The organism is Mycobacterium sp. NPDC050853 (assembly GCF_040653875.1).
Classification (GTDB): domain Bacteria; phylum Actinomycetota; class Actinomycetes; order Mycobacteriales; family Mycobacteriaceae; genus Mycobacterium.
In genome coordinates, this window is record NZ_JBFAGW010000010.1 from 103,589 (window position 1) to 116,483 (window position 12,895).

Consider the following 12,895-nt stretch of genomic DNA (forward strand, 5'->3'; position numbering starts at 1 on the left):
GTTAGTAAAACTTAACTGTCAAGTTATGCCCGTGAGACATGCGGGGAGGTGTGTGCGGTAGTCTGCGTAAAGAACAGACACTGTGGGGACAAGACCGTTACGCAGGCAGATACGCAAAGGCAAGGTTTGTGGCACAGTTTTCCGAGCGGCTAGCTCACCTGATGGAGACCGTGCACCCGGCTGGCCGCGGCACATACACCCTTGGCGAGGTGGTGGCCGGGATCGCCGAACACGACGTCAAGATCTCAGTGCCCTACCTCTCGCACCTGCGCAACGGCACCCGCACCAACCCCAAACCCGAAATCGTCACCGCACTAGCGGCATTCTTCAAGGTCAGCCCCGCCTACTTCTACGACGCCACCTACGCCAAAAAAATCGACCAAGACCTGGATCTGATTGTGCAGCTGCGTGATTCAAAAGTCCGTGAGATCGCCGAACGCAGCTACGGCCTCTCCGAAGGCGCCCGCCAAGTCATCGCCGACATGGTTAATCACCTACGCACCGCCGAAGGACTACCAGACAAACCTGCACCCGAGGCGTAGCGCCGATACGCCGCGGCGACTGCCAACATCCAATCCTGACCAGTCACCGCTTCTGGTGTAGTCAGCCACTGACAGTTCAGGTTTGGTTCCACAACACCTGTTAGCCAGCGGGCCACCGCGTCGGCCCGCTCACTCAACACCGCCGACGGCTCATCGCCCTGCAGTGGCGTGTGGTATTGCTGTGCGGTCAGGGTCAGCCCGTCCTGAATCTGGCTGCACCACTCATGAACCACATCGGTGCGGCTAGCCCCGGGAGCAAGCGGGGCATCCAGGGCGGGAAACACGGTGATCAAGTGTTGGCGGATCTGGTTGAGCAAGAACAGCTTTCGCCGGGCCTGCCAATACAGCATCAGCGGCGGCGTGGTGAGCCCGGCCAGCACACATATCGCGCACACACCCGAGGGCACCACGGTAAGCCACATACTGTGCGGAGCCACCACCACACCGGTGTGATTCAGGATTCCGCCGTGGACCACCGACACCAAGCACGCCGCGGCAGCAGTAGCCAAAAGCCCCAGACCCCACCCCGCAGGGGTGTTATTTGCGCGGCGGACCCCTAGCCGCACCATCTGCACCAATATCGCCGCCATATAGATATTGGCGATAACCGTCGCCGCCGCTAACCCGGGATTGGTCAGCTCAGGGGACAGATTGAACCGGTACGGGCGCAAGTCCACCGAGGTGGCCCCGCCCATCACCACCACAACCGTCATGACCGCAAGCACACACGCCGCCGCTGCCGCCACAGTCCACGCGTCACGACCGAACCTAGCCCTCGAGGTGCCGCGCAAGCTCATCACGATCAGCTGCAGCACCGAGAGCAGCATGACCCCCGGACCCCCGGATATCTCAACAGCTTTCACCACCGGCGGCAGCATGTCCCAACCCCAGGCCAGTGCCATCTGCAACCACAACATCGCCACCGTCAGCGCCGTGGCAGCCGCCGCCGGGGACGAGCGGCGATGCCACCAACGCCACACCCGGTACACCATCAGCGGAGTCAGGCACACCAACACCGCGACATTGGCCGCCGGAACAAAACCCCACCCAGGGGGCAGATAGTCCCACGTCGGAAAGCTGATCATCCCAACGCGTCATCGAGGTCATAACCCCAACGAGCCCCACCCCGGTATGTGGCCTCCACGCGGCGCGTCAACAATCCCGCAAACCATTCGGCCGCCAACTCGTCCCGCTGCCACACCCCCGGCATCCCCTGATTGTCATCACAGCATGCCCGCTGCAACATATGCGCGATCAAGTCCGAAGAGGCCGCCTGCACCAGCCCCTCCACATACTCGGTCACCGGGCGGCCCCGATGCCCCAGCACCATATGACCCAACTCATGAGCAATCGTGCGATCCCGGCCCACCACACCCACACCCACCTGCACAACATCCCGATCCGGCAACGACAGCCACCGCCCGAACACCCCCGCAGGCAACACCACATCCTGGATCACCAACTCCCGGCCCTGCGCCCGCACCCACGCCCGTGTCACCGAACTCACCGAACAATCCGACACCTGAGCCGCCGCCAACACCCCTTCCACCGCAGCAACAACCACCAACCGCTCATCGTTTGCCCAGGGCTGACCCGTGCGGCGTCGCCGACCCAACCAACCCGACATTTCCATAAATTAGCCGCCAGTCGGTACCGCGAACAACCCGAACACCCAAAATGCCCTGTAGATAGCGGACGGGACCAGTTGCCGAGCCACCTACGCTACCGGCGGTGTCCTGTAGGGACAGAACGGTTTCTTTGTCCCAGGCTTTCTCGATCGTGACTGCCAAATCTCCCGACGGTTGGAAATGCTTGTTCACGATCGTGCGCTCATTACGCAGGTAGTAGTCGGTCTCGATGGTGTATGCCTGCACCTGGCGACCGCTTTGAGTCAGCTCGCGGATGGTGACCACGAGTTCGCGCGAGGGAAGCCGGAGCCAAAGATCGTGGATGTGCTCGCCTCGACTCCTAGCCCTGTTGCCCGGATTCGACGGTATCTTCCAGCCAACCTCGGTCACTGCCGATATCAAGGCTTGCAGGAAGCGCACAGCACGACCCATCTCAGCCTTGGACACCAACGCCTTCTTGTTCTGGAACTCCACAACAGCAGAGTGCGGGTCTCGGAGCTGGCGGGGAACGCCAAACGAGCGCACCGCGGTCACTGTCTCGAAATCTGGCTCTAGATAAACCGTCACTCCAAGGACCGGATCCATGCGTGTGGGCTCCTGGGCCAAGCGTTGTCCCTCTGGCAGACAGCCTGACTGAGCAAGAACGTTCTGGATCGCCCGAACGTCATTGGCATCGGCGCCGGGACCGAGGTCGAGTCGTCCGCCTGCCGCGACAACATCGTGCAGCAATTTCATCGCCCGGTCACGCAGTTGCTGTCTCTCACGTTCGCGCTCGGCCCGGGCTTGTTCCTCTCGTCTAGCGCGTTCTTGTTCTGTTTCAATGTGTTTGGCTTCTTGTTGCAGGCGTCGGGTGCCGTCCGGGGTGATCTGGACGGCCCACGTCGTGCCGCTGCCTGAGACCTGAAGGAAGCCGCGGTTATGGAGCGCACGCGCCGAAACGCGATGCGAGCCGCCTTCGTACACACCGTCTTTGCACCCGTCAGCGACCCACCGCAGCAGATCAAACTGGGCCACGCTCAGATGATTCGTACCTCGTCCCACCGCGACTCCCGTCGTCGAGCCCTACCGGACCATTCTCACCATCCCAGGAGCGATTCGGTCAAGGTTCAGGAATGCCAGCCGCGGGGCCCCAGCCGTGTCGAACTCGCCCAGATCTCAGCGTGGCATCGGCAAGCAATTCAACTGGAACGATACGTCGGGGTACACGGAGCACCGTCGCCTTCAGCGCCTGAGGACTCCCCAGACTGTGTTGGCCTGACGATTGTCATGCCGGGGTTCTCTCGGCGGCGAACCGCGCATCGACCACGGCTTTCACTTCGATATCGTTGGGGATCAATTCCAGCTGTTCTGCGTCGACTGCGCCAGATCGGGGCCGCATAGACCCCGCGGAAGCCTCGCCCGCGGGAGACAGCCCGGCAATGAGCATTCCGGCATCAGCAATCGAGTCCGGGCTCACCGTGCCTAACCCCAGAGCGTCGGCGTATTGCTGGGCGCGTGTTACCGCATCTTGGACGGCACGCGTGCGGACTTCGTGGAGCAACTCGTCTTTGCGTTTCACTGTCAGCGCCCATTCCACCCGTGTCACCCGGAACCCCTCAATTGATACGGTGCGGTGGCCAACCCACCGCGATAGCGCAGCGAAGTCGCGGAATTTCACCTCCACGGCAACGGCTGCGTGATGCACAAGCGGCTTTTGCTTGCCATCTTTGTTCCACGGCCGCGTCGACCAGGTCCGCAACTGCTCGGCGGACCACCACGTGACCGGGCCTTGATCTGGATCATGCAAGGTCATGATCGACGCCTTCACCGTGTCCAGGTCACCAACGAGCCGCTGATAGACCGGCTCCATCTGTGAGTCCTCATACGTAATCGTCGCGTGAACGGTCCCCCGCTCGGGGCGTTGGAACATCGAAAATGATCCCCGCACAGTAATTTCAGTCGCCATGCCGCCCACCGTAAACTTCCCCGCAGCCTCCAGCGGGGATTCACGGCCCTGCGATCAGCCCGGGGATAGGCGATCTGCGCACAGAAATCTGGCAGCGAATGAAGGAAAACACGAACACCTGCTAGTTGGCCGTGTAACGTCCGCTACTCACCAGCGGGCCCCGCTCATACTGGGCCGTTAGGCGCAGCAAGGCATATTTTCGCGAGGTGTGCGGCCAGGCACACGATGTGGTCATCGCTGGTGTTGACCTCTGGCGCTGGCAGGGCAAACTGCTCTTCGCTGGCCTCTGGACCACATCTTCTGGGCGTGCCCGTCATACTTGGAAGGTGCTCCGTACAGATTTGCTGGTCGCGGTGGGGATCCTGACGGGTTCATCCCTGCTGGCTGCGGGCGGATGTGTGGCGGGTCAAACCGACCCGTCCCGTTCGATCGCACAAGCGATCAACGGCCTACCCGGTGTGGAGAACACTACTCACAACTTCTCAATCGACTGGTATGACACATTCACGGTGTATCTGGATGCCAACGTGCGGCCTGGCATCACGCCAGAACAGCTCACTGCAATCTGGGAGGTCTTCACTCGTCAAGCGAAGACCTCCGGGGCCGGCCACGCACATTTCAACGTCCGGTTGACCATCAACGACTGCCCGTCCACAGTCGCTGCGCCGGATCGTCACTGCGGTGGAATCTCCGCGACTACCGACATGCAAAGTGCCGAACCCGTGCCCGACTGGCAAGAATGGCGGGCGCTCATCCGGGGGCATTATGGAAACGACATCCAGGTGAATACCAGTCACGTGAAGGGGCAGTCTCACAAACAGATCACGGTGACGCTAGCCCCATCGACCGATGGGAAGCCGAGAGAAGCCCGCGCACAAGACTTCTCGTCCCTCTTCCGTCGACTCGCCACCGACTTCCCGGGCCTGCGCGAGGCAGCATGGACCGCTACCGCCACCGGTAGGCAGAAACCGGCAAACGTGAGCAATCTGGAACTCGGTACCTCGCGGGGATTACCCACCGACACCGAGGTCGGTCTCTGGGAAGCACTTTCTGCCATTGCCCCGGTGAAGATGAGCCTCATCAGGGACTCAGGGACTCAGGACGAGAAGTCATTGGTTACCGTCACGCTCCCGGGCACCGGTGAGACCGCCTGGCGACGCGCAGCACTGAGCCAGCTGATGCTGCTCAAGGCGTATCAGCATCGAGTCAAGTACGAGGCGACATATGGCAAGGACACGCTGACCGTCATCGTCGGCGGCTGCTCGCCAGAGTTCGATACCGGGTCCCCGTTGCAGAACGAGCTTCGCCGGTGGTTCGAGACCTGCTCCTAGTGATCTGCCCCGATCAGCCGATGCTTCCGCTTCGCGGGAACAACGGACGTGCGACCTCCCCGATTCCGGGCGGAACGGCCGGTCGTAGACCGGCCAGTAAACCCGAAATCGTGAGCAGTCAGAGCGCGTAGGCTGGAAAGGCCAACGGGCGCTGGCAATGACGGCTGGGCGTCTGGCAATTCGCGACACCCGCCTGGTCAGAACTGAGGCAAATTCGCATCGAGCTAGGAACTACGCCTCGGTCTGCGCAAGCAGGGCGGGGCAGCTGCTGGCGCCGGTGTAGTCGACCTGCCAGTGCTTGATGGCGTTGAGCCAGCCCGAGCGCAGCCGTTCTGGCTCGCTGGCTGATACCAGGTCGGGCATGTGGTCGGCGATGGCGTTGAACATCAGGTTGATGGTCATGCGGGCTAGGTTGGCGCCGATGCAGTAGTGCGCGCCGCTTCCGCCGAATCCCATGTGCGGGTTGGGGTTACGCATGATGTTGAAGCTGAACGGGTCTTCGAAGACCTCTTCGTCGAAGTTGGCGCTGCGGTACATCATGACGACGCGCTGGCCCTTCTTGATCTGCACGCCTCCGAGTTCGGTGTCCTCCAGCGCCGTCCGCTGGAAGGAGGTGACGGGGGTGGCCCAGCGGACGATCTCATCGGCAGCGGTCTCCGGGCGCTCCTTCTTGTAGAGCTCCCACTGCTGCGGGAACTGGGTGAAGGCCATCATGCCCTGGGTGATCGAGTTGCGGGTGGTCTCGTTGCCTGCCACCGCCAGCGCGATGACGAAGAAGCCAAACTCGTCGTCGGAGAGTTTGTCGCCGTCGACTTCGGCGTTGATGAGCGTGGTCACGATGTCTTCGCCGGGGTTCTGCGCCTTCTGCTTGGCCATCTCCATCGCATAGGAGAGCACCTCGAACGATGACTGTTTAGCGTCGATATGCGCGTACGCGGGATCGTCGTACGAGGTCATCTCGTTGGACCAGTTGAAGACTTTTGCGCGATCTTCCTGCGGAATCCCCAGCAGGCCGGCGATGGCCTGCAGCGGCAATTCGCACGACACCTGCTCAACAAAGTCGCCGGTGCCCTGGGCCGCAGCGGCCTTGGCGATAGTCTGTGCGCGCTCGTTGAGCTCATCGCGCAGCCGGCCGATGGCACGTGGGGTGAAGCCGCGCGAGATGATCTTGCGCAGCCGGGTGTGGTGCGGGGCGTCCATGTTCAAGATAACGAACCGTTGGACCTCGATGTCCTCCCGTTTCATATCGTCGCTGAACCGCGGAATCGCACCATTTTCCCAGCTGGAAAAGGTATCGCTGCGCAGAGATACCTCCTTGACGTCCTTGTGCTTGGAGATCACCCAGTAGCCGCCGTCATTGAAGCCGCCGACTCCGTCGGGCTGTTCGTTCCACCAAATCGGAGCCGTATGCCGGAGCTCCTTGAACTCCTCGATAGGAAGCCGCTGGGCATAGATCTCCGGGTCGGTGAAGTCGAAACCGGCGGGAAGGCTGGGGTGCACCACGTTGAACTCCTATGGCCTTTCGGGGCGTCTTTCAGGGACGATCTGGTTAGAGCATCTAGTGACAGTTGAGTGAGCTAAGACACTGTCAATCCTCATTGAAGCACACGGTCAACGCAAAGAAATACGACAGGAGCAGGAGGCGGGCGCACCTATCCTGAAATAAAACTGAAACGCGTTCTACCGTGATCGGCCGCTGCCATTCGGCGCCGGCGAACAATGCAGGCTGTGTGCGGTGTGGGTCGTCGTCGCAGAACTCGATGATGACCGCGAGCAGCGATAGGGTCGCTAACGCTGCAAGGGCGCGTTGCGCCGAATAGCTTGTGCGAGTTCGGTGCCCGGAACATGTCGGCGTTAGCTGCTACCGCGCGCCGCCGTGGGCGGCAGCACGGCATGCCCCTTTCTTCAGGCCCGTATTCAGTCTTCGACGACCATCGAGGAAGGTTCGCGCCTCGAACTTGCCTTAAAGCCGCGGGCTGCCCTGGCGGTCCTTGTCCACCCAATTGCCCAACGCGCCAGGGTTCAGATCAAGATCCCGGGCGACTTCGGCAATCGGTTTGCCGGTCTCCCGCACGATCCGGACCGCTCCCTGGCGAAACTCCGGATCGAACTTCCTGCGTGTTTCTGACATGACACTCCTCATGGTGCATGCCTTCATGCTTTCAGGGGAACCTCATCGCGCTGCGACGGCGTTCGCCGGTGGCCCCTACCCTGGAGCGCAACGCCACAGGTATCTAGACGCGTGTTCCAGTTGGCGGGCAAGGTGTTACACGTCGGTGACCGGGTTAGTAGGGTGCCCTGTTGTGGCGGTTCATGGGGTTGCCGGGTATGCGGCGGGGTGCCGTTGTCAGGAGTGTGTGTCGGCGCAGCGTGCCCGTGAGCGGCAGATCGCGGCGGCCGAACGGACCCGGTGGGGATCGGTGGCGCGGGCGTTTGGTGATGGCCGGGCCGGTAGCGCTGGGCATCAATGGAGTGCTGCGGAGTATGCGGTGGCTGCGGACGAGTCGCTCACGGTGGGGCAGGTGGCGGTAATCACCGGGCGCTCGGTGCGTGCGGTGAACGCAGCGCGCAAACGGCTGCGACGCGACCAAGTGTCTGTGCCCGAGCTTCCCAAACATGGGCGGCGTTGGACGCACGCCGAACGGGCGGTCGCGGTGAATCCGGCGCTGAGTCTGGAGCAGGCCGCGGCACGGCTGGGCCGCTCCGCCAAAGCGGTGCACGAGATCCGGCGCGTGCACCGGGCGCGGGAACTACGGGAACATGCCACCGGCGAGCGTGAAGACCACTAGCTAACCATGCCCGGCTCGGGCGGAGATTTCCTGCGGCCGGAGTTCGAACCTCGGATGGACATGCACCGTGCGGGCTCGGTACACGCCGTGCGTCAGCTGCCTGTTTTCTAGGCTTTTACTGCGGCGACTGCAGTGCGGAATAGTTGCTGCAAGGCTGCGTTGTCGACTCCCGCGGTGCCGACTGCGGTTACCGCATGGGTGGAATCGATCCGGGCCACATACATCGTCATGTCCTCGGTTTGTTCGCCGCCGGGCTTGGTGATGTGGATGACCGTGTGGACACCGCGGGTACGCACCCCACTGATCTGGGGCGCCGCAACCGACTCACCGCTGCCCTCGAACTGCCCGGGTACCGACATCGTGAACGCCTCGCACCCATTGTCCGAAGAACGGGTGGACATCGGCGCTGGGGTTTGGACCGCGGCAAGCACAATCTGATCGGCATCCCTGGCCGCAATCACCATGTCCACGGTGCTGCCCGCCATAGTGGGAATACCGCCATGGGCGGCCGGCTGACACTCGGGCGGCGTGACCTCAGCGTTGTCCAGGGCGTCTTTGATGGCCGAGTCGAACGCGCCGGAAGCAATCGTGGTCTTGGAGACGATCTGCGCCTCGTAGCCCGCCGGAAGCTGATCCTTGAGCCGCTCGATCCTGGCGATATCGGTGCCCGGAGCAGCTCCTGCCACAGCTGGTGTTGCCAGTATGGTCACACCAGCGAGCACCCCGGCAGTGCCCTTCAACCACAATCGCACCAAAATCTCCCATTCATCTAGAGGCTGCGCGGGACAACAAGACCAGAGGTCACTACCGTGAGCACTACCGGCGAAACCGGCATGCTCAACTACCGATGCGGCGGCGAGTGTGGCGACCTGCTTGGCCAGCGACACGTTGGCCATCAGGCCGATGTTGGTGAGGTAGCGCCCGCGGCGATCGATATCGCCACGATGGAGTCGAGGCTTATATAGACCAACCGGTCGATCGCTGTCAGTTCAGCGAAACCGCGGCGTTCGGTGCCGGTGGGCCCACTGGGGTGGTCAGCGACCCCGGCATGTGCGCGATATGGCTGGCCACTCCGATTCCAACGGGATGGGTGTTTAGGATTGGGGGTTTTCGCCGGCCTGCCCGCCGTTCTTTCGATTCAGTACCGGTGTTCCATTACGACCTGGGACGAACTCTGCGGCATCCCCCCACCCAGACATAGACCGAGCTGCGTCCTGACGGCCCCGCCGCCGATACAACTAGCTCCACCACATGTGTAGATATCGCCCAGGGAACGGCCACCATACTGGTGCGCCACTGGGAGAACCTCCCCATGCGAGCAGCGTACGGGTCGCACTCGCCGGCAAGCTAACTATCCCGGCAGCCGCAGCCGCGGCTTGCAGCACGGTCATAGTTAATTCCGCACGCTAACCCGGCGGCAAACAGGGATCAGCGCCATCTATTTGCTTTGTAAGACCCGATACTGTGCTGCGGCCAGCTGCTGCGCGTCCAGCAGGTCGCGTTGTCCTGCCTCAATGACGTCGCGGCCTGCTGCCGCGTAACAGGTGTTGCTGTTCTCGTCGGCCACGCATTGGCTACCCGGCAGATTCGGCACCGCGTCAGTGGGTGTGGCTCCGGCCTGCCCGGGGCGGCCCTTGGCTGCCAACTGGACCAATCCAGTCACCATGCGTGCCGCCGCGGCGGCATCTTTGGTTTGGAAAACCGTCGCCGCGCCACCAGACATCAACTCAACACCGGCGTCATCTTCGATCGCCGCCATCGCCAGCGGATCGAGCGTGAAGTTCAGCGAGCCACGCCGGTCGTATGCGTAGCCGGAGTTGATGCTTTTCTGTTCCTTCTGCCCGATGGTGCGTGCCACCAATCCCGACGGATCGCGGGGCAGGTTCACCAATTTCGCGACATCGGTGGGCTTGAACGCGTCGATCGCGGGAAGCTGCTTGTCCAACGTTGCGCTCACGAGCTGTACAGCGATGTCCGCCGATGATGCTTCCCCCCACTGGTACAAGACAAATGGGCCGTGTCCGGTGAAGGCCGCCACCACCTGCTTGCCCTTGTCGCTCGCCCCTGCGATGGCGCGTGTGTCCGGATGACTTGGCAGGGCAATCGGGGCGAGGGGCCCGGGACCAAACCGGTCCGCGGCCGCCAATAACGGGGCGGCAGCTGTGGCAGCATCAGCGTCGGGAAACCTCATGACGAAATTCTTCAGACGTCTGTCATGCGGTATCGCAGAATCGTTGGTGGACCGCGCATTTGCGAATCCCGTCACATAGCCGTGGCCGATTGCGATCCGTGCAGCCTCTTGACCGAAGACGTCACTCAGTGCCTCGGCCTTCATCACCGCGTTCGGCATATCCTTGCGGTTCAGACCGGAGTCGACCTCCCAGGGGCCGACCACCGCGCTCGACATCCGTTGCGCCTCAATGCGCCGCCCAATTATCTCCGACCCAGCCTCGCCCAGCGCGGGCCCGGGCGTCACCGGATACGTTCCGGTGTCGAGCGGTCCAGAAGGAGCCGACTTCGTGGAATCGGCCGCCGGTGCACCCGTTGACGCATCAGAACAAGCCGGTGCGGCAAACGATACCGCCGCCAACACCGCCACCAGCCAGAAAAACTTCACCCTGTGCTCCCAAGCTAGATGGCCTGTATCAATGGTCCTCACCCCTAAGTCAGTCGCACCAATGGGTTCGGTCGTACCCTGGGTCCTTCGCGGTGCTCTGATCAGCCACTGCGAGTTCAGATTATCGCGGCTGATTCCCGGTTATGTGTCGCTCTCGTGTCATGTCACGCCCTGGGTACCGCCTACCGTCGGCACCGAACATCGCCGCCACGTGACTTGTTCAGCCACCTTGCGGAGACAGATCTTTCCCGATGCTCGCCAGATCGGAATCACCAACATGCGCGGTCTTTCACAGAGTAAGCCGCTCCACCGCCCCACCCGACATCAATTCGGCGACACCGCTCTCAACCGTTGTCGGCAGGGCGGAACAGAGTCCAGTTTCACTGACACACTGTGGCGCTTCGGTTCAAAGTCGGCTACAACGCCCGCACACTACGTCCCACAGCGCCTGGCGCCATCGTTGTGGTAGTAATCAAAAAGCGTTACCGCCACTCCCCCCGCTGTGGTACAAAACTGCTGTTTCCCCCATTCCTTCCCGACATTTGTGACCGCGTCGCTCCAAGCGTTTTGTGTGCCGATTTTTTGGGCTTTGCGTAGTTCATCTAGGGTGAATTTTGCGAAATCGTCATTTTGTACAAAATCTTGGCCGCCGCAATTCTGCGCCACTTCTTCTTGCATCTGCATCTTTAGCAAATGCGCATGCGCTTCAACATATTCGCCGCCCCGGCTGTCTTGTATTCCGTCTGCATCGTCCTTCGCGTTTGATATCTCGTGCATCAAGAATCGTGCGATCTGGGCCGGATCACCCGTATCGACCAACCACTGACTGATTCTGATCACCCAGTTTTTGGATCCGTCGTTTCCTGGAGTTAGATCGACGTCAGGCATCGGACCAGATTCGTAAGATGCAGCAGTTTGGTAGGGGTTGAAATTTCCCTGAAAATCCCACTTGGGTATAAGCCCGGCTACATCCGTAGTATTAGGATACTTTTGTAGTTCTTTCCAAGTATTCACCAAAGTGGGAGATAAGGACATAAGCCTCTGCGCCTCTTCGAGCATATCGTTGAACTCTTGCTGCTGCGGAGTGAGGACGCTTGGGCCGTCATTAGGATCAGCGAAAGTCTGCTCCCCGCCCGCACTCCCATGCGACAGCAGATGGCTGAACGGAAGCTTGGAGCCCCAATCATACGGACCACGACACTGATCAGATTGTTCGTTCGTCTGATCAGTGTCGTGGCCGTTTTGCCCTGGTTGGTTTTGTTGGTTGAGTTGGTCGGAGAGTTTTTGCCAGTTGTTGTTGAGTTGTTGGTTGTTGGGTGCGTTGTGGTTGATGGGTTGTTGTTCGCCGTTGGCGGCGCGGTTGTAGGTGCCGTCTTGGTTTTGGGTGGGGGCTTGGCTGGGTTGTGCGGCTTGGCTGGGTTGGGGTGCGGCGCTGTTGTAGATGGAGACGCCGTTGTTCTGATCCAGGGGTGGCTGTCCGCGGCCGGGGTCGTAGGACGGCATGGCGGGTATGGAGGGCGGTACGAATTCGGTTCCGCCTCCGGGAGGGCCGGTGGGGGTGCCTCCGTTACCGGGTCCGCCGCCGCAGTCTGGTGGGCAGTCGGCGCGCGCGGTCGCCAACAAGGGGCTGGTGCCTGAATCGGGTTCGGGGCCCATGACCGGAACGCCGATAGCGGCCGCAAGGACAGCGAGAACAGCAGCTGTACTGGAGGCTCGGCGAAGGACCTTGCGTGTGGACTCTTGTGCAGGCCAGCGAGTTTGGCTTGATGCGATCTTCATTGTGCGCCTTTAGTTCGTTGCGCAGTAGGTGTTGCCGTTGGAGGGCAGCCGGCGTCTATCGACGTTGGGTCCCACGGGTTGGCAGAGTGCTCCGGTGAGCATGTTGGCTTTGACCCAGGCGACCTCATCGCTGGCAGCGCGCAGGCAGGTGTCGTATTGATCGCCGGTCTGCCCGAATGCGGCGGTGCAGTTAGTGGACATGTTCGCGAACAAGGTGTTGTTGCAGACGTCGATCGAGGTGCCTGACGGTGCGGCATCGAGGCA

11 protein-coding genes and 2 pseudogenes are annotated in these 12,895 nt (G+C 61.7%); 3 read left to right on the forward strand and 10 right to left on the reverse strand.

The genetic code is table 11. The features are described 5' to 3' along the window. The first annotated feature begins 128 nt into the window (after positions 1-128). Positions 129-542 carry a helix-turn-helix transcriptional regulator gene (locus tag AB0H22_RS23810; RefSeq protein WP_358149569.1) on the forward strand — a complete coding sequence of 138 codons (414 nt, stop codon included), beginning with the start codon at positions 129-131 and terminating at the stop codon, positions 540-542. Here AB0H22_RS23810 and AB0H22_RS23815 read toward each other — a convergent pair. The 4 genes from AB0H22_RS23815 to AB0H22_RS23830 all read right to left on the reverse strand — a co-directional run bounded on the left by AB0H22_RS23815 (position 491) and on the right by AB0H22_RS23830 (position 4,115). Next, complete coding sequence (locus AB0H22_RS23815; RefSeq protein WP_358149571.1) at positions 491-1,627, reverse strand: hypothetical protein; 1,137 nt, start codon at positions 1,625-1,627, stop codon at positions 491-493. The genes AB0H22_RS23810 and AB0H22_RS23815 overlap by 52 nt on opposite strands. Next, positions 1,624-2,106 (reverse strand): hypothetical protein, encoded by a 483-nt coding sequence (locus AB0H22_RS23820; RefSeq protein ID WP_358149573.1) that lies wholly within the window; start codon positions 2,104-2,106, stop codon positions 1,624-1,626. The genes AB0H22_RS23815 and AB0H22_RS23820 overlap by 4 nt, the downstream gene beginning before the upstream one ends. Before the next feature lie 7 nt (positions 2,107-2,113). After that, on the reverse strand, positions 2,114-3,133 hold the full coding sequence (locus tag AB0H22_RS23825) for a hypothetical protein (protein ID WP_358149576.1): 1,020 nt from the start codon (positions 3,131-3,133) through the stop codon (positions 2,114-2,116). Positions 3,134-3,434: 301 nt separating this feature from the next. Beyond that, entirely contained in the window at positions 3,435-4,115 is a 681-nt protein-coding gene (locus AB0H22_RS23830) for an SIMPL domain-containing protein (RefSeq protein ID WP_358149578.1), read from the reverse strand. Positions 4,116-4,426: 311 nt separating this feature from the next. On the opposite strand from AB0H22_RS23830, the pseudogene AB0H22_RS23835 reads away from it, so the two are divergent. Continuing rightward, positions 4,427-5,446, forward strand: a pseudogene (locus tag AB0H22_RS23835) (hypothetical protein); the annotation flags it as partial. Between the two features lie 231 nt (positions 5,447-5,677). Here AB0H22_RS23835 and AB0H22_RS23840 read toward each other — a convergent pair. After that, positions 5,678-6,949 (reverse strand): cytochrome P450, encoded by a 1,272-nt coding sequence (locus tag AB0H22_RS23840; RefSeq protein WP_358149580.1) that lies wholly within the window; start codon positions 6,947-6,949, stop codon positions 5,678-5,680. Positions 6,950-7,409: 460 nt separating this feature from the next. After that, on the reverse strand, positions 7,410-7,577 hold the full coding sequence (locus AB0H22_RS23845; RefSeq protein ID WP_358149582.1) for a transposase: 168 nt from the start codon (positions 7,575-7,577) through the stop codon (positions 7,410-7,412). A 172-nt stretch (positions 7,578-7,749) separates the two neighbouring features. Between AB0H22_RS23845 and AB0H22_RS23850 the strand changes: the two genes are divergently transcribed. Then, the gene (locus AB0H22_RS23850; RefSeq protein WP_358149584.1) at positions 7,750-8,235 is read left to right on the forward strand and encodes a hypothetical protein; all 486 of its coding nucleotides are present in this window, start codon (positions 7,750-7,752) and stop codon (positions 8,233-8,235) included. A gap of 107 nt (positions 8,236-8,342) precedes the next feature. Here AB0H22_RS23850 and AB0H22_RS23855 read toward each other — a convergent pair whose 3' ends face one another. The 4 genes and pseudogenes from AB0H22_RS23855 to AB0H22_RS23870 form a co-directional block, all read right to left on the reverse strand. Next, on the reverse strand, positions 8,343-9,131 hold the full coding sequence (locus AB0H22_RS23855; protein WP_358149587.1) for a DUF5642 family protein: 789 nt from the start codon (positions 9,129-9,131) through the stop codon (positions 8,343-8,345). A 542-nt stretch (positions 9,132-9,673) separates the two neighbouring features. After that, positions 9,674-10,852, reverse strand: coding sequence for a hypothetical protein (locus tag AB0H22_RS23860; RefSeq protein WP_358149589.1), 1,179 nt, complete (start codon positions 10,850-10,852; stop codon positions 9,674-9,676). Between the two features lie 432 nt (positions 10,853-11,284). Continuing rightward, entirely contained in the window at positions 11,285-12,355 is a 1,071-nt protein-coding gene (locus tag AB0H22_RS23865; RefSeq protein WP_358149591.1) for a hypothetical protein, read from the reverse strand. 285 nt (positions 12,356-12,640) lie between these two features. Beyond that, positions 12,641-12,895, reverse strand: a pseudogene (locus AB0H22_RS23870) (hypothetical protein); the annotation flags it as partial.

Bases quoted from the DNA above. Each gene is read 5' to 3' on its own strand.
- AB0H22_RS23815 (WP_358149571.1), bottom strand. From the start codon at position 1,627: ATGATCAGCTTTCCGACGTGGGACTATCTGCCCCCTGGGTGGGGTTTT.
- AB0H22_RS23830 (WP_358149578.1), bottom strand. From the start codon at position 4,115: ATGGCGACTGAAATTACTGTGCGGGGATCATTTTCGATGTTCCAACGC.
- AB0H22_RS23845 (WP_358149582.1), bottom strand. From the start codon at position 7,577: ATGTCAGAAACACGCAGGAAGTTCGATCCGGAGTTTCGCCAGGGAGCG.
- AB0H22_RS23855 (WP_358149587.1), bottom strand. From the start codon at position 9,131: ATGGCCAACGTGTCGCTGGCCAAGCAGGTCGCCACACTCGCCGCCGCA.
- AB0H22_RS23865 (WP_358149591.1), bottom strand. From the start codon at position 12,355: ATGCCGTCCTACGACCCCGGCCGCGGACAGCCACCCCTGGATCAGAAC.